Source organism: Colwellia sp. BRX9-1, from assembly GCF_014077195.1.
Classification (GTDB): Bacteria; Pseudomonadota; Gammaproteobacteria; order Enterobacterales; family Alteromonadaceae; genus Colwellia_A.
The window spans coordinates 13,997-32,296 of sequence record NZ_JACGVM010000029.1; the positions used below are offsets into that span (position 1 = coordinate 13,997).

Here is an 18,300-nt window from a genome sequence, read left to right on the forward strand (position 1 = left end):
TATCTATTTGCTTATAAAAATAGTTTCAGTAATCGGTCTATTTGAGCCATTCTTAATTTTTTTAACAGTTTTTTAGGTTTTTCTGGGTACTGATCTTGTGACTCGAGTTGCAAGTAACTGCTAATTAATGTCGTATGTTGATTAATAACTGCCAGTTCATCAGTGAGCGTAGGTAATAAGTTTTGCTTGGCATCGTCAATTAATAAACCATTTTCTAGATCTAAGCCCCAAGCCCGTGGATTAAGATTATTACCAGTCAAAATATGCCAGCGTTCGTCAGCAACTATGCCTTTTAAATGAAAACTATTACTTTCGTGCTTCCATAAACGCACTTTCAGCAGCTTGTTATCAATGTATTTTTGTTGTCTTTTTAAAAATGCCTTTAATAAGGTTTCATAAATATAAGGAATAATACCTATTGTTGAAAATTTATCTTCATCCGCAATAAAAAAATCATTGGCTTTTTTATCGCCAATAATAATAGTCACTTCAACGCCACGCTTTAGCGCTGAACGTAAATCTCGCATAACCGGCTTCGGTAAATTAAAATAGGGGGTAAAAATCAGTAAATTTTTCTTTGATAAACGAATCGTTTCGCGGATCTGTTGATTAAGTTGATTTTTTCTCCGGCCAAAACCAATCAGCGGCACAACAGATAATTCACCTGCTAAAGATTCAGGTTTTTGTGCATAGAAGTTAAAACGTACCGTTTTTAATAGCGCTTTTAGCTTAGATATTGTATTTTTTATTTGTAATTTATTAGGTAAAGTTGCCACATTTAATTGCGGCGAGAATTCACTCTTAACAAAGGTTTGTTGAAGGAATTGACAAAAACTTTCACACAACGCCGGTGATTGAATTTGGTAATAACGGTCTAAACGATATTTTTCAGCTTGGTGCAAATAGATATCATTAATACTCGCCCCCGTATAAAGTAAAGTATTATCAAAAATCATGCCTTTAAAGTGCCAAACGCCCATTAATTCTTTACGTTTAACCGGCACACCGTACACGGCAATACTTTCACTGTATTGTGAGGCTACTTCAAGATAAAAATCGCGATTACCTTGCCCTGATTTATCACCAATTAGACCCCTTTGCGCGCGATGAAAATCAACAAACACTTTAATATCTAAATGAGGGTTAGTTTGCTTTGCTTGATATAGGGCATGTAACACTTGCTGACCAGCCGCATCATCTTGTAAATATAAAGCCGTTATATAAATACGTGATTGCGCACTTTCAATTAATCGAACTAAGGCGGTAGCATATTGTTTTGCGCTTGATAGCACCGTAATATTTTCAGCTAAAAGAGGAATACCCGCTAATACTTTATTCATTCAGGAAATCCACTTAATTTATGAACACATTGGTTTAACGGGCAATAATACCTTATTTGTTCAAACAGTCACTTTATTTCGATAAGTCATCGAGTTTAAATTGCGACAGTTGCTGTGTAAGGTGGTCAGCCAGTGTTAATAAATTTTCCCCTGCGCCGGCTGCATCTTTTGCTGATTGCATAACTAAGTCTGCGTCTTGGGCAATACTTTGGGTATTTTCTGCCATTTCTTTTACCATAACACCTTGCTGATTAACGGCGGTTGATATTTGTAAGGTCGCACCAACAATGTCTTCAACATTATGCGTAACTTCTGTAAAAGTGGTTTTGACGAGTGTTGTTTTATCAACACCTTGTTTAGCCATTGCAACACCTTGGTGCATTGCTTCAACAGACCGACTGGTGCCTGATTGTAACAAGGCAATTATACGTTGAATTTCGGCTGTAGAGTCTTGAGTTCGACTAGCTAACGTTCTCACCTCATCAGCAACAACAGCAAAACCACGTCCCTGCTCTCCAGCACGTGCTGCCTCGATAGCCGCATTAAGTGCCAACAAATTGGTTTGATCGGCTATTTCTTTTATGACGTTAACAAACTGACCAATGTCATGGCTATATTTTGCCAATTCATCAATAAGGCCTGCAGACGTATTAACCTCTTCTGAAATATTATTAATGGCTTGTGCCGTGTCACTAATAATATGACCACCTTGATTAACGTGCTCGCTGGTTTGTTCCGTTAATTGCAGTGTCGCTTCAGTACTGTCGCAAATCACCTGAACCGAGCCACTAACTTCATTGATAGACCGCACGACGGAGTGTGTGTTTAGCTGTTGCTGGGCAATACTGTGCTTCATATGATCGGTGAGTTGATGAATGTTGTTTGCCGAAGCGCGTAATTTGCTAATGTCATCACTAAAGATGGTCAGTAATTGGCGTATTTTTCTTTGCATTTGACTAAAATTTTTAGCAATATCACCAAGTTCATCAGACGCGTTAACCTTTAACGCCTGAGAAAAGTTACCGCTACCTAAATACTCAGCCGCTTGGTTGATGGCATTAACATTATTAATTAAGGAATAATAAATCCCCATGAGTAAGTAGCCAATCACCACAATAACAACTATTAATACTATCGCTAAAATCCAAAGAGTTTGCTCACTCTTCTGCGTTAAGGTATCAATTCTTGTTAATAACAAATTGTCACTAGTTTTTAACAAACTTTCAGTCAATTGATAAACTGTTTCGGCTAATTGTGTAGCTTGCTGTTGAGTTAACGATATTCTATCTGGGTCGATCATCTGTTGATGTAATTTTTGCTGGTATTCATCAAGTTGTAGATTAAAGTCGGCGTGTTTAGGCAAGTATAAAGACAGTTCATCATTAGCAACACGCTCTAGCTGTACGGTTGTTTTGTCAAGTTGTACTTGTAGTTCATCAAGACGTTTATCAAGCGCGATAACAAGAGTGTAATTTTCTGCATTGAAGCCATTGGTAATAATTTGAGCACTGATTGATTCAGTCCGTTTTAAATATTCTAATAAGGCGGGAATTCGTTGGCTACTTGCCTCAGCTAAGTAAAAGGCTATCGCGTCATTTTCTCTGGATAAGCCACTTAAGGCGGCAAGGCGTTCTCGAATCGATAAGCTTTGCTCGTAAATTGCTTGGTAACCCTCAGTTTGAAGGGAGGTTTCTTTTTCTCGTAAACCTTGCCAAGCCTGTAACAATGCAGAAGTTGAAATATCTCTAGGTAAGTTCAATTGTGAAATTTTATTGGTAACTACACTCGATTTAACTTGTTGAAAGCGACTATCGGCTATTGCTTGCTCTAGTGTTACTGCTTGCTGTATTTGTGTTAGCCCAATTAATTGCTCTTCATGTTGTGTTATCAAAGCACTTTGCTCTTGAACTATCCACCATGAACCAAGAAAAACAGGTAGAAAAAACATACCCGCTAAAAGAATAAATTTCGCTTTAAAACGTAAAGCATTAGAAAGTGAGATTGCAGGTTTTAGAAATGCAGACATAATTACTCTTATTTTTATGGGTTAACTGTTATGCGAATATAACTACATAACAGTTGACCATAAACAGAGTTGCTTTCTTTCAATTATTATTTATATCTTCAACAAGTCGGCGAGCACTTACTGTTAGATGATAGCGGCAAGCTCTGCAGCTTGGCGTATCGCTCTTTTCGCATCTAATTCAGCAGCAACTTTAGCACCACCAATTAAGTGTAGTCCTTGCTCCGCACCCTTGATGCTTTCTAATTTATTATATAAACCACGTTGTGATTCTTGCCCTGCACAAATTATAACATGGTCAACATCTAGTACTTGCTCTATGCCATCAATTTCAATGGTTAAACCTGCATCATCTATTTTTTTGTAACTGACACCAGCTAACATTTTTACACCATTATTTTTTAAGGTCGCTCTGTGGATCCAACCCGTTGTTTTCCCTAACCCTGCACCGACCTTAGTCGACTTCCTTTGTAATAAGTGAATATTACGTGATGTTTTTTCAATAGGCTCTACTGCCGACTTGTCCAACAAAGCACCATTACCCTGATAACTTTGATCTACGCCCCAGCTCTTTAACCATTTTTCTTTGTTGTTCACGAGAGGACTTTTTTCGTGTTCTTCCGCTAAGTAAACCGCAACATCAAACCCAATACCTCCAGCGCCAATAATGGCAACATTTTTTCCTATGGGTTGTTTATCACGTAGTACATCTAAATAATTTTTTACTTTTTCATGCTCAATACCTTCTATATCGAGTTTTCTAGGTAAAATACCCGTTGCAACCACTATTTCATCAAAGCCAGCATTTGCTAGCGTTTCGGCAGTCGCTTCGGTGGATAAATGTAGCTTAATATCGAGTAAGTTAATTTGCTTATTAAAATACCTAATCGTTTCATAAAATTCTTCTTTACCTGGTACTTGCTTAGCAAAGTTAAATTGACCGCCAATTTCACTAGCACGGTCAAAAATTTCTATTTTATGACCTCGTTGTGCCGCATAGACACTAAAAGCTAAACCAGCAGGGCCAGCGCCTACAACAGCGATACGTTTATTTTTTGACGCTTTAGCGAAGGTCAGTTCTGTTTCATAACATGCCGTTGGATTAACTAAACAAGAAGCACGTTTTTGCTGAAAAACATGGTCTAAACAGGCTTGATTACAACCAATACAAGTGTTGATTTCATCACTTTTATTTTCCATCGCTTTTTGGACAAATTCCGCATCAGCTAAAAAGGGTCGCGCCATTGAAACCATATCGGCCTGTCCTGATGATAAAACTTCTTCAGCGACCTCTGGGGTATTTATGCGGTTAGTTGTCACCAATGGAATAGAAACTTCTTGCTTCATTTTCTCTGTGATCCAAGTAAATGCAGCACGTGGTACCGAAGTAGAAATGGTAGGAATGCGCGCTTCGTGCCAGCCAATACCGGTATTGATTAATGTCGCCCCAGCCGCTTCAACCGCCTTTGCCATGGTAACTACATCGGCCCAGCTATTACCTCCATCAACAAGATCTAGCATCGACAATCTAAAGATAAGGATGAATTTTTCACCCACTTTTTCTCTAACAGCTTTAATGATGTCAATGGCTAAGCGCATACGGTTTTCAACGCAGCCTCCCCATTCATCGGTTCGTTTATTAACGCGTACACATGAGAACTGGTTAATTAAATAACCTTCAGAACCCATAATTTCAACACCATCGTAGCCTGCACGTTGTGCTAATAATGCTGAATGGGCAAAGTCTTTAATGGTGCCTTTAATTTGACGAACTGACATCGCAGCGGGTGTAAATGGGTTTATCGGTGACTTAACTTTACTTGGCGCAAAGCTAAATGGATGATAAGAATAACGACCGGCGTGCAACAACTGCAAACAAATTTTTGTTGGATACTGATGAACCGCTTCAGTAATTTTTTTATGTTTAGCGACGTGCCAAAACTTACTGAGTTCACAGCCCATAGGTGTTAGGCGCCCGCGTGCGTTGGGGCTAATACCACCGGTAACAATTAAGCCGACACCACCTTTAGCTCGAGCTTGATAAAAAGCGGCCAATTTATCAAAGCCGCCCTTTTCTTCTTCAAGTCCAGTGTGCATTGAGCCCATGAGTGTACGATTTGCTAAGGTGGTAAAACCCAAATCTAATGGGGCTAATAAGTTAGGAAAGGCGCTATTGGCTGTGCTAATTGTCATAGTAGTTCACTTTTTCGGGATTATTTTTATGGTCAAACCAGTTATTATCATTATAAAGTAGACGTTTATAACGATAAATTCAAGTACTATTTTGACAGCTGTCAGATCAAAAATATATTTACTAAAAATTTCAAGCAAGTATGCTGAGTATGATGAAAAAACAGATAATAATTAACGATATCCTTGCCCATTTATCAGCAGAATTGTCTGCGATAAAAACAGCAGCAAATAATGCTCACTTAGCCGCCACTGATGATCAGTCGGTCGCAGAAACTCAATACGATACGCTTGCTATTGAAGCTAGCTATTTAGCGGAAGGGCAATCTAGACGTGTCAATGATATTCAACAAGCTAAACAAGCCATTGAACGGTTCATTATTTACAATTTTGAGGAAAGAATGCCTGTTTCAATAGGCGCCTTAGTACAGATAACACCAGAAAAAGGTGGTGATAAATGGTTTTTTATTGCGCCGGCCGCAGGAGGCTTTCAAGGCGTATTAAATAGAAAGCCCTATACCGTTATTACACAAAACTCACCGATGGCAAAAGCATTAATAGGTAAGTATATTGATGATGATGTTGCGTTAACAATAGGCACTAGTAAGCAATATTACCTGGTTAGTGGCGTTTATTAATTGTGGTATTTAACAGCTTTGTCTCTGCTGAACTTGCCTATAAGGAGATAAGAAAATTCAGCAGATGGTTTATCACTATGGGTTCAAGGCAGCTTTGATATCAGCCAAATTCACCACTTTATCATCAACCTTGAGGTAAACAACCGATTCTTCTTGCACCAATATCGCTTCGATAACCCCAGGTAATTCAATTAATTTTTCGGCGACTTCATTGGCTTTTTCTTGGCAATCAATGCTAGTCGTGAAAGTATAACTTTTTGATTTTTGCAGTGGTTTCATGCTTATAGCACCAAAAAACCATAATAAAGTGATCAATGACATTACTAAAAATATCGCTTGTTCCCCAAATTGGCTGGCAATAATGCCGCCAATAATACCACCGGTAAAAGCACCTAAAAATTGACTACTCGAATAAATACCCATCACACTGCCTTTTACGCCAGCCGGAGCAATGCGTGACAAAATAGATGGCATAGTTGCTTCTAGATAATTAAAGGCAGTAAAAAACATCACCACCAATAACACTAACGTCCAAAAGCCAAGCGGTAAATACCACAACAGTAATAACGAGGCTGCCAGTAATAAGATAGCCGCTGAAAACATCTGTTTTTCTTTTTGCTTTTTAATCGCAATAATCATAAAAGGTACCATCAAAAAGAAAGAACCTAACAAAGCGGGTAAATATAATTGCCAATGTTGCTCTAGCGCTAAACCACTGGCAACAAACTGTTTAGGTAAAGTAATAAAACAAGCCGTTAACGCCATATGAAGAATAAATACTCCCCAATTTAAACGCGATAATTCGGGATTACGAATAAGCTTACTGAGTTGCTCCGGTAAAGCGACACTATCGCCCTTTGGCGCTTTATTTACTGAGTTTGGTACCATGAACTGAATCATTACCATAGCTAAAATGGTTAATATTGCCGTAAACCAAAACAAACCACTCAGCCCAAACGCTTGCGCAACTATAGGTCCAAAAACCATAGCGAGAGTAAATGACAAGCCAATAAACATACCAATAGTTGCCATAACTTTGGGTCGTTGCTCTTCTCGACTCAAATCGGCGGCCAGTGCTAATACCGCACTTGCAATAGCGCCGGTACCTTGTAATGCTCGGCCAAAAACAACGCCATAAATAGTGTCAGACATTGCAGCGACAACACTCCCTAAGAAGAAAATAACTAAACCAATTAAAATAATCGGTTTTCTGCCGTATTTATCAGACAGTATCCCCATAGGTATTTGCAGCATAGCTTGGGTTAGACCATATGCTCCAATAGCTAAGCCTATCCAAATAGGACTAAAGCCGATCAGTTGCTCGCCATAAATAGCAAACACTGGCAAAATCATAAAAAGCCCAAGCATACGCAAGCCAAAAACGGCGGCTAAAGAAAATGCGGCTTTTTTCTCAATACTGTTTAAACCTGTCGTACTCATGGGGCTCTCTATTTAACGTGTCATAAAAAAGCGAAAATTCGCGCTATAGTAGCACGACAAAGTCCTGAACAAAAACAGAGATTATTACTGATTATTGCCGAGTAATTATGCAATAATACTTGGTTCAAACTTTACGTAAAATAGCGATAGCGAATCTATTGAGTTTGTGCACATTCGGATAAACTTATTAGAGTGGATATTTATGAAAAACATTGAAGTACGTGGCGCTAGAACGCATAACCTTAAAAACATCAGCTTAGATATTCCTAGAGAAAAATTAGTCGTTATTACTGGGCTTTCGGGTTCAGGTAAATCTTCACTCGCTTTTGATACTTTATATGCAGAAGGTCAGCGACGCTATGTCGAATCACTTTCGGCTTATGCTCGTCAATTTTTATCGATGATGGAAAAGCCTGATGTCGACCACATAGAAGGCTTATCGCCGGCAATTTCTATTGAACAGAAATCAACGTCGCATAATCCACGCTCTACTGTGGGTACTATTACCGAAATTTACGATTACTTACGACTACTTTATGCCCGTGTTGGCGAGCCACGTTGCCCTACACATCACCAGCCTTTAGCGGCACAAACAAATTCACAAATGGTCGATAAGGTTTTAGCGCTTGAAGAAGGTACAAAAGTCATGGTGCTCGCGCCTGTGCTTCAAGGTCGAAAAGGTGAGCATGTTAAATTACTCGAGAACCTCGCATCTCAGGGTTATATTCGAGCTAGAATAGACGGCGAGGTCTGTGATTTATCTGATCCTCCAACATTAGAACTTCACAAAAAACATACGATTGAAGTGGTGGTTGACCGTTTAAAAGTACGTGACGATATTCAACTTCGCTTATCCGAATCTTTTGAAACCGCATTAAGTTTAACCGCGGGTACTGCTAAAGTTGCCTTTATGGATGAACCTGATCGAGAAGAATTAGTCTTTTCAGCTAATTTTGCTTGTTCAAAGTGTGGTTATAGCATGCAAGAGCTTGAGCCGCGCTTATTCTCATTCAATAATCCAGCAGGTGCCTGTAAAACCTGTGATGGTTTGGGTAATCAACAGTTTTTTGACTCTGCTCGTGTTATTACTAACCCTGAATTGAGCTTGGCGGGCGGTGCAATACGTGGCTGGGATAAACGTAATTTTTACTATTTTCAAATGCTACAAGCACTGTCTGATCATTATAAATTTGCCCTTGATAAACCTTTTGAAAAGTTATCCAAGAGTGACCAAGATTTAATACTTCGTGGTAGTGGTAAACAAGAGATTGAATTCAAATATATGAACGACCGTGGTGATGTTGTTATTCGTAAGCACCCGTTTGAAGGCATAATTAATAATATGGAACGACGATTCCGTGAAACAGAATCTAATGCCGTTCGTGACGAATTATCAAAATACTTAAATAGCCAACATTGCCCAGATTGTAATGGCAGTCGTTTACGCCTTGAAGCGCGTAATGTTTTTATTGCTGATACACCATTAACTGATATTGCCGAGCTTGCTATTTCTGACGCCTTAGCCTTTTTCGAAAACTTAAATTTATCAGGTCAGAAAGCACAAATTGCAGAAAAAATTCTTAAAGAAGTGTGTGAACGTTTAGGCTTCTTAGTTAATGTTGGCTTAAATTACCTCAATTTATCACGCGCTGCTGGCACCTTATCAGGCGGTGAAGCACAACGTATTCGTTTAGCAAGCCAAATAGGTGCTGGTTTAGTTGGCGTAATGTATGTATTAGACGAACCATCAATTGGGTTACATCAACGCGATAACGAACGTTTATTAAAAACCTTGATCCATTTACGTGATTTAGGCAATACCGTGATCGTGGTTGAGCATGACGAAGACGCCATCAGAGCCGCCGATTATGTTATTGATATTGGCCCTGGAGCCGGTGTTCATGGTGGTGAAATTATTGCTCAAGGTGATGTAAATGATATTTTAGCCTGTGAAAATTCACTAACGGGTAAGTACCTTTCAGGACGAGAAGGTATTGAGATACCTAAGGTTCGTGTGCCTTTTGATAAAAACAATGTCGTTGAACTAAAAGGCGCAACCGGTAATAATTTAAAGAATGTTGATTTAGTTATACCCAATGGTCTTATGACCTGTGTAACTGGTGTTTCAGGTTCAGGCAAGTCGACCTTGATTAACGATACCCTATTTAAACTTGCTCACATTGCTTTAAATGGTGCGACGACACAAGAACCAGCACCGTATAAAGAAATTATTGGTTTAGATTTACTTGATAAAGTTATCGATATTGACCAAAGCCCGATAGGGAGAACACCACGATCAAACCCTGCAACCTATACGGGTATATTTACCGCTATTCGTGAAATTTTTGCTGCGACTCAAGAGTCACGTTCAAGAGGGTATAAACCCGGACGCTTTAGCTTTAATGTAAAAGGCGGGCGTTGTGAAGCTTGCCAAGGCGATGGATTAATCAAAGTTGAAATGCATTTCTTACCTGACGTTTATGTTCCTTGTGATGCGTGTAATTCAAAACGTTATAATCGCGAAACATTAGAAGTAAAATATAAAGGTAAGAGCATTCATGAAGTGCTTGATATGACAATCGAAGACGCGTTAACTTTTTTTGCCCCCATCCCAGCTATTAATCGTAAATTACAAACGTTAATGGATGTTGGTTTAAGTTATATAAAATTAGGTCAGTCGGCCACTACCCTTTCAGGCGGTGAAGCACAACGGGTTAAATTATCAAAAGAGCTATCCAAACGTGATACCGGTAAGACCCTCTATATTCTTGATGAACCAACCACAGGTTTGCATTTTCACGACATCAAACAACTGATGCATGTTATCCATCGTTTGCGTGACCATGGCAATACTGTTGTTGTTATAGAGCATAACTTAGACGTGATAAAAACAGCCGATTGGATTATTGATTTAGGCCCTGAAGGTGGCTCTGGTGGTGGTGAAATATTGGTTTCTGGTACACCTGAACAGGTCGCTAAACACAAGACATCACATACCGCCAGGTTCTTAAAACCTTTACTCGAGAAGCAAGCAGCTAAAAAGCGTAAATAAGTCTTAACAAACCCAAAAGGCGTGTATCGCCGTTTAGCTTGAATTTTCAGGATGCAACTGAAATTCAGGTCGAACGGCTACCTATCAAATTGGCTTGGTATATCGCGCCTTTTGTCGTTAAGATAGCTTTACTTAATAGACAATATTACTGATACCCTAAATGACGGATACCAAACCCCAGCCATCATGGCAAAACCCATTCATTTACCTACTCGCTTTTTGTAGCGGTTTTTGCATAATGGGCATTGAACTATTAGGTGGCAGAATACTTGCTCCTTTTTTTGGCAGTAGTGTGCATATTTGGGGCAGTATAATTACCGTGTTTATGCTGAGTTTATCGTTTGGCTATTTGGCTGGTGGTAAGCTGTCGACAAAAAATGCTTCTTTGAAAAAATATGGTTTTATCTTTGTATTAGCAGGCATTACCATTTTGCCCGTTGCCTTATGGTCAACAACAATAATGGAAGTCATCTTTTTAAATGTTGAAGATTCTCGCTATGGCTCTTTACTCGCCTGTACAGCGCTCTTCTTTATACCTACGATTATTTTAGGGATGATCTCCCCTTACTCGGTCCGCTTATTAGTAACTGACCGAGATAAGAGCGGTCAAATCGCTGGAAAACTATATTTTGTTTCCACACTAGGTAGTGCATTAGGTACTATTCTTACTTCATTTTATCTGGTGTTATTTTTTGAAGTGAACAGTATTATTATGGTGTTTAGTTCGATATTAGCGTTATTGGGACTTATTGCTATTGTCTTAAATAAATCGGTGAAATCTGTTAGCTTTAATACAGTAGGTGTTATAAATGAGTAAGCTTAATTATTCGATGTTAACTATTTTTATCCTGAGTTGCCTATTTGTTAATAGTACAAGCGCGGAAGTCGTTCACCAAGAACGTTCATTATATCGAAATATATTGGTTGATGATCAAGGTGATTTACGTTGTTTGAAATTCAATGTGAAAACAACTAAAACGAATCAAAGCTGCTTTTATAAAACTGCCCCTCAACGTTTAGTCTTTAATTATACAAAACTACTCTTTTCCGCTTTGCTATTAATTGAGCAGCCTAAAAGTATTCTTATTGTTGGTTTAGGTGGCGGAACTATGTCAAACGTCCTTCAAGAACTCTACCCAACGAGTAAAATCACCAATGTTGAAATAGACCCTGCGGTTGTAAAAGTTGCTCGGCAATATTTTGGTTTTCTCGAAAACCAAGCTGTTTCATCGGTAATACAAGATGGCAGAATTTTTATTAAACGCGCGTTGATCAGAAAACAACAATACGATTGGATAATTCTTGATGCGTTTAACGGTGATTACATTCCTGAGCACTTATTAACGCAAGAGTTTTTACAAGAAGCTAAAGATTTACTTAGCCCCGAAGGTGTATTAAGCGCTAATACTTTTTCAGTCAGTGATTTATATGCACATGAATCAGCTACCTATAAAGCAGTATTTGGCGATTTTTATAATGTACGAAACTATAAAAATAGTAATCGCATTATCTTAGCCGCCAAAGGACAACTGCCCAGTGTTGAATTAATTAATCAGCGAGCAAAAAAATTACAAACACGTTTAACACCTTTCAATATTGATTTATTAAAGATAAGCCAACAAATGACACCAATTAGTGTCGAGCAAGACTGGCCAGAAAAGACTAAGTTATTAACTGACCAGTTTTCACCGGCTAACTTATTGAATTAAGTAGCAGGCACTTAACTTTGTGCTTTTAGCTTTAACTGATTGCTCTGCAATTACTTTAAATAGCTAATACTTTGATCGGTAACACAACGAGTAAAGCTTTTTTGCCTTTCTTCTCGGCTTAACGTTGAAATACTTGCCGTTACCACCGCCATTCTTTCTAACTTCTGCTGCGGTGGTAAACTTGATAATTGCTCAGAAAAACAGCCATGCAAACCATAATTCAAAGCAGTATCAGACTGTGTTGTTGCTCCCGCTAAACAAGCCGTTAATTTTTCAGCCAGTAAATTACGGTCCATATCTTCAACAAGCTCCTTTACTTGATAATTAGCATTACCGCTATTTTTAGCTTGGTCACAAGCAAAAAACATATCTGCAACGGCAACTACCGGTATCAAGCGTTCATGTTGAGCGCTAAAACGTAACTTTAGCCATTTGTCATGCTCAAGTTGCTCGGGTGTTTTATCTGCTGAAGCATTCGCTATGCTCAATGGTAAAATTAAAGCAATGAACAAGGAGCTGATCTGTAAAAGTAATTTCATAAGTCTGTCTAAAAGATAAAGTATTGCGTGCAATTTACCTTACTCATCATTAAAAATACAATTATCGTTTTATAACTATCACACTTCACCTCGTTAAATATCCGTGTTCTAATAAGAAAAACTCTGCAAAGTAAAATACTATGAACACTAGAAAATTAATTCCATTGTTATTCTCTGTCCTGACCAGTTTTTGTTTTACAACGGTAAGTTTTGCCCAGCCAATAGCACAGGAAAACGTATTACAAAATTTTGATAAATTAATTGCTGATCACAAAGGACAAGTGATCTATTTAGATTTTTGGGCATCTTGGTGTGGTCCTTGTCGAAAGTCCTTCCCGTGGATGAACGAAATACAAGCGCAATATAAACAGCAAGGCTTAACTATTATCAGTGTTAACGTTGATAACAATAAAGCATTAGCAGATGAATTTTTGGCAGAAGTTCCGGCTGATTTCACCGTTTTTTATGACCCTAAAGGCAATGTTGCCCGTAAATTCAAATTAAAAGGCATGCCAAGCAGCTACATCATTGACCGTTCAGGAGAGGTGGTTAGTACTCATGTTGGCTTTTCAGAAAGTAAAAAAGAAAAGTATCAACAAGAGTTAGAAGCTTTACTTCAGTCGACAGAGTAAAGAATACTTACTCAACAATAGCTAAGTAGGCTCAGCTATTTATAAATAGACCAGACCTTAATTAGCGTTAAAGGTCTGGGGTTGAACACTTGCTAAGGGTAATATTAACGTTTTTTATAAGTAAACTTTAGCCAAATATAAATACCACTCACTGATAGTAAGATAAGCATCAAAGCAACAATGTCCATAAACCAAACACCTAAGTTACCAAATAATCGGCCAGAGTGAGCATCAAGAATCACTCTTTCCCAGTTTAAAAACTGCGATTGGAATTTTTTGTTCGCCACAACCAACTCATTTTCGGTCACAGAAGCACTTTCCACCCAAGACGGCTCAACCAGCGTAGTGATCTTTTGCCACTCAAAGAAATCACTATCTCCTTGAAAATAACCCTCTGGTGTATTTAAAACAAGCTGATCACCAATAATGCTAAATGCTGAAATAGGCGTAGGTAAATCACTGGAATTGTCGATCTTATCAATAATAAGCCCTTCGTCAGTAAAAATAACAAGTTGCTTTGTGGTAACCAACAATAGATAAGATTGAAAACGGCTAATACCGATAACAGGCGTATCACTTTGAAAAACCACTTGATCGTTTAACCAGATAAGCTGGTCAGTGACTAACCATTCTTTTTGTTGATAAAAACGAATATCACTAGGGGGCTTAATTCCATAATGATTAAGTAGTATTGAGCTAGTGATTGATTTATCTGACAAAGAAAAAAATGAGGTGTGGTTTAAAGCGACACCCGAAATAGAAAGAAAAATCAGGAATAATGCAGCAAATATACCCAGTTGCCGATGCCATTTTCGCAGATGACGAACAAAACGATTACGGATTAAGTATGCTGATTTTTTATTTATCATTGGGATACGTTAGACCTATCTAAATAAATTTATTACCGGTAAAAATTAAACTTTTACCTTTTTATTTAACCACAATGCCAAACGTGCAACTTTAGTTAGTGCGCGTACCGACATGGTTGCGCCTGTTATACCATCAATATGTTGATTAAGCATGTTTTCTTTAGTCAGTGAGGCTGACTTAAACTGATTTGTGAAAAAGTCATGTCGAACTTCATCACCACGGGACTCTCGATAAACAAGGACTTTAAGGTCAACTACCTGCTCGTCTTTAATATGAACACCAATTGTAATAGGTTGTTCTTTACCTATTTCTTCAAGCACCCAAACAGTTGCATTTTCTTGCTGCCAGTACCTTACGCGTAAACGGTTATATTCATGGCTCATAATATCACTAATTGCCACTTTGTCGTCATTTGACAACCATAGCGCTTTAGATTTTGGCGATTCACCATTAAAAGAACTGCTAATAAACTGCTTAGATGTTTGATAAATACCATTCGCAAACGCCGGTGTTTGCAAACTAAGTATAACTAAGAAAGTGAATATAATTTTAACCACATGTCACCCTTGATGATAAATAGATTTGTTAAAACACAAAAGTGAATGAGCAAATAATGCTCATTCACTTCCATGTGAATTATAACCTAACGCAAGTTTGCGATAAGTAAATCAAATTAAAACTGGTAGCCAAAACCTAAGTTAAAGCCTTGCGAGTCTTTTGAACCGCTTAATTCTTCAAAATCAGCTTTTAGTACAACGTTTTCATGTAAGTAATAATTGATACCTACACTGGTTGATTCAACAGCATCAGAAGAACTAGCTCCTGCTTCATTGTTATATTCAGCATAGCGGGCAAAAGCACCCATTTTTTCATTAAACATATATGAAGGTTCAACGTACCAACCTGTTTGCTCATCTCGACCTAATGCTTTTGCTTCTTTACCGTAAATATTCCAAGCGGCATATAGTGCACGAACGGTGAAGTTATTAACTTGGTAAATAGCATGGGCTTGAATTAATGTTGCAGCAGCTTTATCAACACCAGCAGCACTTTGAGCCAAATCTGTTTGAAACTGAACCGTTGCGGCTAACTCTAAGCCTGGAATAGCTGTATATTTTATACGCCCAGTGTAGGCTAAGTTTTCAGCCGAAGCGTTAGAAACTTTTTGACGTCCGCCTCTAATTTTGTAATCATCTCCAACGTTTAAGCCACTAGTTATAGCGGTATCAACAGCTATACCTGGCGCCAACTTAAAGTTAGCTGCAACACCGGCTTCCCACCACGTAGCTGGAATAATATTTTTTTCAACACCGTTACGTTCAACACCATAAAATGTTGGTGGCTCGTGAGTTTCGTTTATGATGCCAACAGGAACCAAAAACAAACCTGTTTTGGTAGTGATAGTGTCGCTATAATCGTACTCTACGTAAGCTTGTTCTAGCTCAACTTCGCCATCTTGCCCTTCACCAGCAATACTATGTTCTAATTCGAATTCAGAGAAAAAGCGAATTTTATTGGTGAACTCATGACCAAAGAATAGTACGAAACGATGAAAATCAACTTTCGCGTCAGTATCTTTATAGTTGTTATAATGTAATTCGCCGTAGCCACCAATGGTTGTTTTGGCAAATGGGCTAGCAGTTGTACTTGACTCAACTTGGTCAGCAGTTGCTTCTAAGCGCTGCTCTGTTTGATCTAAACGTTGTTCTAAGCTCTTTAATACTTCTTGTTGCTGGGCAATAACTTTACGTAATTCCTCTGTATCGTCATTTGCAATAACAGCCGTGCTAGCAAATAAGCCAACAAGTGCAGAAGCAATTAAGGTTTTCTTCATCATGGGTTCATGTCCGTTAAAGTTTGTAGAGAGAGTTTTTTATAATTGAAGTGATAATACACATGAATAAAACGTAATGCAAACGATTATCATTAAGTCTTTCGTTTGTGTTTGATATAGATCAAGATTTAAACTAGATACTTCAGAGATCCTATAATTGGTAACATCGAAATGTGCTATGTTTGTAATACACTTTATGTTTTCGCCGTGCAGTTTACTTAAAAATCAATATAAGCTTAAAAGAAAGAAAGTAAATATTCATCTCCCTTTAGACAGCCAGCCTACCCCTAATGTAAAAGCTAAACCTGAAGATATAACAGCAAGCATTTTAGATAAAAGACTCGCTGATGCAATTTTTTCTGTCGTATAAGCCTTTATTTACTTTAGTAACATTAACCAAGCCTGAGCGTAGTCGGGTAAATGCTTATTAGCTTGGTGATAATCACTCCAACCTTTATAGCTATCTACTAACATATCTAACTGGAATAAATTATCATCGAAGGCTCCACCTTGATCAGCTAGGACACCGATCCGTGATATATTTTCATTATTACGGTCATAGCTAACCATAAAGAGTTTACCTAACCCTAGCTGCTTTACATTGCCAGCAAACGTTACTTGAGATTTTAACGCTATCTTATCCTCTTGTTTTTGGCCATAGCCCATAATGCTAGGGACCTCAATAAAATACCAATATCTTGCTTGCTCTCGTTTTCCTAATGCATAATCATAAGCTATGCCGTTATTACGGTGAACATTAAAGTAACGTACTTTTCCATCGACGTTTACCACGCCAGTGCCTTGTAACAAAACATCATGTAATGCTTCTTCAGATAACCAAATTAGAGGTTTAACCGCTGTATTTGTTGATAAGGCTCCTGCCATAATATCTTGTCGGGTATACCTATACCTTATCAATTGCGGTTTCTGGTTTTCAGCTTGCTCTAATGAAAGGCCTTCCTCATCAGTCGGTAAGGCATACAAAGCTTGATTATATTTAGTGGTTTTAACGGTACTGGCATCTAATAGTTTCGTATAATATTTAGTAAGAAAAATTTTATCTTTGGGAATACTATTTAGTAATCGACTTTTAACTTCATTGGTACTTTTATCTGCAATTAGTTGTGCTGTCTGTGTATCAGGGAGCCAACGAAAAAAATTAAAATTCTCTTTTACAAAGGCTATATCGTGTAGGCGACTCTGTCGTTTTGCTCGAACGTCCTCACGATAAGTTGTACAGATAAACGCCAATGTTTGTTCAATATCTTGCATACTAATTTTATTGTTAAATATTGTCCCTGGGTGTACTGCAAACTTATCGCTAGGAACCTTTTTTATATAATCCATTGTATTTTCAGTAACTTGACATAAGTCACTTGCTTTAAAATCTACAAGTTTATTAATACTTGGTGATTTTTCAAGGACGAATTCATAAGCATTCACTTGAAATATAAACAGGAATACAGAGGAAAATAAATATATTAAGTAGCGCATTAATCAGACCTATTAAAACTTTTTCAATATTGTAACTATTAAGCTAATAAAAGATATAGGTTTATCATAGAACAAACAGCAAAATATCCTATTCTGACATGGCATGTCTAATATAAGACGCACTACCCTTGTTATCAGTGCATGCTAGCTATGGATTTTGTCTTTTTTAAACGCCAGAAAGCAAAAAACCCGACTCTTTCGGATCGGGTTTCTGACGTGTAGGGATATACTAATGTCGCGTTGCCAAGGATGGCAAAGAGCGACCTAAATAGGAGCTTAGCAATGTCCTATTCTCACATGGGCATGTCGAACATAAGTCACACTACCGTTGGCGCCACTACTTAATTAGTTATAAATGGTGTATTTTTAAACGTCAGAAAGCAAAAAACCCGACTCTTTCGAATCGGGTTTTTCTAATTAGGAGCCTAGCAATGTCCTACTCTCACATGGGAACTCCCACACTACCATCGGCGCTACTGCGTTTCACTTCTGAGTTCGGAATGGGATCAGGTGGTGCCACAGTGCTATTGTCGCTAGAC

Annotated in this window: 15 protein-coding genes and 1 rRNA gene; 6 read left to right on the forward strand and 10 right to left on the reverse strand. The window is 38.1% G+C overall.

The genetic code is table 11. The features are described 5' to 3' along the window. Positions 1-11: 11 nt before the first annotated feature. From pssA to H4J76_RS18380, 3 genes are all read right to left on the reverse strand, one after another. Positions 12-1,340 carry a CDP-diacylglycerol--serine O-phosphatidyltransferase gene (gene pssA / locus H4J76_RS18370; RefSeq protein WP_182217949.1) on the reverse strand — a complete coding sequence of 443 codons (1,329 nt, stop codon included), beginning with the start codon at positions 1,338-1,340 and terminating at the stop codon, positions 12-14. A gap of 73 nt (positions 1,341-1,413) precedes the next feature. Beyond that, positions 1,414-3,366, reverse strand: coding sequence for a methyl-accepting chemotaxis protein (locus H4J76_RS18375; protein WP_182217947.1), 1,953 nt, complete (start codon positions 3,364-3,366; stop codon positions 1,414-1,416). Positions 3,367-3,489: 123 nt separating this feature from the next. Continuing rightward, positions 3,490-5,556, reverse strand: coding sequence for an NADPH-dependent 2,4-dienoyl-CoA reductase (locus tag H4J76_RS18380; protein ID WP_182217945.1), 2,067 nt, complete (start codon positions 5,554-5,556; stop codon positions 3,490-3,492). A gap of 149 nt (positions 5,557-5,705) precedes the next feature. Between H4J76_RS18380 and H4J76_RS18385 the strand changes: the two genes are divergently transcribed. Then, positions 5,706-6,191 (forward strand): hypothetical protein, encoded by a 486-nt coding sequence (locus H4J76_RS18385; RefSeq protein WP_182217944.1) that lies wholly within the window; start codon positions 5,706-5,708, stop codon positions 6,189-6,191. A gap of 75 nt (positions 6,192-6,266) precedes the next feature. On the opposite strand, the gene H4J76_RS18390 is transcribed toward H4J76_RS18385, so the two are convergent. Beyond that, positions 6,267-7,631: an MFS transporter gene (locus H4J76_RS18390; RefSeq protein ID WP_182217943.1), complete on the reverse strand. Its 1,365-nt coding sequence runs from the start codon at positions 7,629-7,631 to the stop codon at positions 6,267-6,269. Positions 7,632-7,833: 202 nt separating this feature from the next. Here H4J76_RS18390 and uvrA point away from each other — a divergent pair, with 202 nt between their 5' ends. The 3 genes from uvrA to H4J76_RS18405 all read left to right on the forward strand — a co-directional run bounded on the left by uvrA (position 7,834) and on the right by H4J76_RS18405 (position 12,392). Further along, the gene (gene uvrA / locus H4J76_RS18395) at positions 7,834-10,683 is read left to right on the forward strand and encodes an excinuclease ABC subunit UvrA (RefSeq protein WP_070375593.1); all 2,850 of its coding nucleotides are present in this window, start codon (positions 7,834-7,836) and stop codon (positions 10,681-10,683) included. A gap of 160 nt (positions 10,684-10,843) precedes the next feature. Next, positions 10,844-11,500, forward strand: a complete 657-nt coding sequence (locus H4J76_RS18400) for a fused MFS/spermidine synthase (protein WP_182217942.1) — start codon at positions 10,844-10,846, stop codon at positions 11,498-11,500. After that, positions 11,493-12,392 (forward strand): fused MFS/spermidine synthase, encoded by a 900-nt coding sequence (locus tag H4J76_RS18405; RefSeq protein ID WP_182217941.1) that lies wholly within the window; start codon positions 11,493-11,495, stop codon positions 12,390-12,392. Before H4J76_RS18400 ends, H4J76_RS18405 begins: the two co-directional genes overlap by 8 nt. 50 nt (positions 12,393-12,442) lie before the next feature. Here H4J76_RS18405 and H4J76_RS18410 read toward each other — a convergent pair whose 3' ends face one another. After that, positions 12,443-12,931, reverse strand: a complete 489-nt coding sequence (locus H4J76_RS18410; protein ID WP_182217940.1) for a hypothetical protein — start codon at positions 12,929-12,931, stop codon at positions 12,443-12,445. Positions 12,932-13,071: 140 nt separating this feature from the next. On the opposite strand from H4J76_RS18410, the gene H4J76_RS18415 reads away from it, so the two are divergent. Next, positions 13,072-13,563 (forward strand): TlpA disulfide reductase family protein, encoded by a 492-nt coding sequence (locus tag H4J76_RS18415; protein WP_182217939.1) that lies wholly within the window; start codon positions 13,072-13,074, stop codon positions 13,561-13,563. A gap of 104 nt (positions 13,564-13,667) precedes the next feature. On the opposite strand, the gene H4J76_RS18420 is transcribed toward H4J76_RS18415, so the two are convergent. The 3 genes from H4J76_RS18420 to H4J76_RS18430 form a co-directional block, all read right to left on the reverse strand. After that, a complete protein-coding gene (locus tag H4J76_RS18420; RefSeq protein WP_182217938.1) occupies positions 13,668-14,432 on the reverse strand; it encodes a PepSY-associated TM helix domain-containing protein in 765 nt (254 codons plus the stop codon). 45 nt (positions 14,433-14,477) lie between these two features. Continuing rightward, entirely contained in the window at positions 14,478-14,990 is a 513-nt protein-coding gene (locus H4J76_RS18425) for an FMN-binding protein (RefSeq protein WP_182222957.1), read from the reverse strand. A 116-nt stretch (positions 14,991-15,106) separates the two neighbouring features. Next, positions 15,107-16,267, reverse strand: a complete 1,161-nt coding sequence (locus H4J76_RS18430; RefSeq protein WP_182222960.1) for a porin — start codon at positions 16,265-16,267, stop codon at positions 15,107-15,109. A gap of 178 nt (positions 16,268-16,445) precedes the next feature. Between H4J76_RS18430 and H4J76_RS18435 the strand changes: the two genes are divergently transcribed. Then, positions 16,446-16,637 (forward strand): hypothetical protein, encoded by a 192-nt coding sequence (locus tag H4J76_RS18435; RefSeq protein ID WP_182222958.1) that lies wholly within the window; start codon positions 16,446-16,448, stop codon positions 16,635-16,637. 8 nt (positions 16,638-16,645) lie between these two features. Here the strand turns inward: H4J76_RS18435 and H4J76_RS18440 are convergent, their stop codons facing one another. Together H4J76_RS18440 and rrf are read right to left on the reverse strand one after the other, a co-directional pair. Then, entirely contained in the window at positions 16,646-17,761 is a 1,116-nt protein-coding gene (locus H4J76_RS18440; RefSeq protein ID WP_182231066.1) for an MltA domain-containing protein, read from the reverse strand. Positions 17,762-18,184: 423 nt separating this feature from the next. Next, positions 18,185-18,299, reverse strand: a 5S ribosomal RNA gene (gene rrf / locus H4J76_RS18445). Position 18,300: the final 1 nt, after the last annotated feature.

Bases quoted from the DNA above. Each gene is read 5' to 3' on its own strand.
- H4J76_RS18375 (WP_182217947.1), bottom strand. From the start codon at position 3,366: ATGTCTGCATTTCTAAAACCTGCAATCTCACTTTCTAATGCTTTACGT.
- H4J76_RS18405 (WP_182217941.1), top strand. From the start codon at position 11,493: ATGAGTAAGCTTAATTATTCGATGTTAACTATTTTTATCCTGAGTTGC.
- H4J76_RS18435 (WP_182222958.1), top strand. From the start codon at position 16,446: ATGTTTGTAATACACTTTATGTTTTCGCCGTGCAGTTTACTTAAAAAT.
- H4J76_RS18440 (WP_182231066.1), bottom strand. From the start codon at position 17,761: ATGCGCTACTTAATATATTTATTTTCCTCTGTATTCCTGTTTATATTT.
- uvrA (WP_070375593.1), top strand. From the start codon at position 7,834: ATGAAAAACATTGAAGTACGTGGCGCTAGAACGCATAACCTTAAAAAC.
- H4J76_RS18385 (WP_182217944.1), top strand. From the start codon at position 5,706: ATGATGAAAAAACAGATAATAATTAACGATATCCTTGCCCATTTATCA.
- H4J76_RS18390 (WP_182217943.1), bottom strand. From the start codon at position 7,631: ATGAGTACGACAGGTTTAAACAGTATTGAGAAAAAAGCCGCATTTTCT.
- H4J76_RS18420 (WP_182217938.1), bottom strand. From the start codon at position 14,432: ATGATAAATAAAAAATCAGCATACTTAATCCGTAATCGTTTTGTTCGT.
- H4J76_RS18380 (WP_182217945.1), bottom strand. From the start codon at position 5,556: ATGACAATTAGCACAGCCAATAGCGCCTTTCCTAACTTATTAGCCCCA.
- H4J76_RS18430 (WP_182222960.1), bottom strand. From the start codon at position 16,267: ATGAAGAAAACCTTAATTGCTTCTGCACTTGTTGGCTTATTTGCTAGC.
- pssA (WP_182217949.1), bottom strand. From the start codon at position 1,340: ATGAATAAAGTATTAGCGGGTATTCCTCTTTTAGCTGAAAATATTACG.
- H4J76_RS18400 (WP_182217942.1), top strand. From the start codon at position 10,844: ATGACGGATACCAAACCCCAGCCATCATGGCAAAACCCATTCATTTAC.
- H4J76_RS18410 (WP_182217940.1), bottom strand. From the start codon at position 12,931: ATGAAATTACTTTTACAGATCAGCTCCTTGTTCATTGCTTTAATTTTA.
- H4J76_RS18415 (WP_182217939.1), top strand. From the start codon at position 13,072: ATGAACACTAGAAAATTAATTCCATTGTTATTCTCTGTCCTGACCAGT.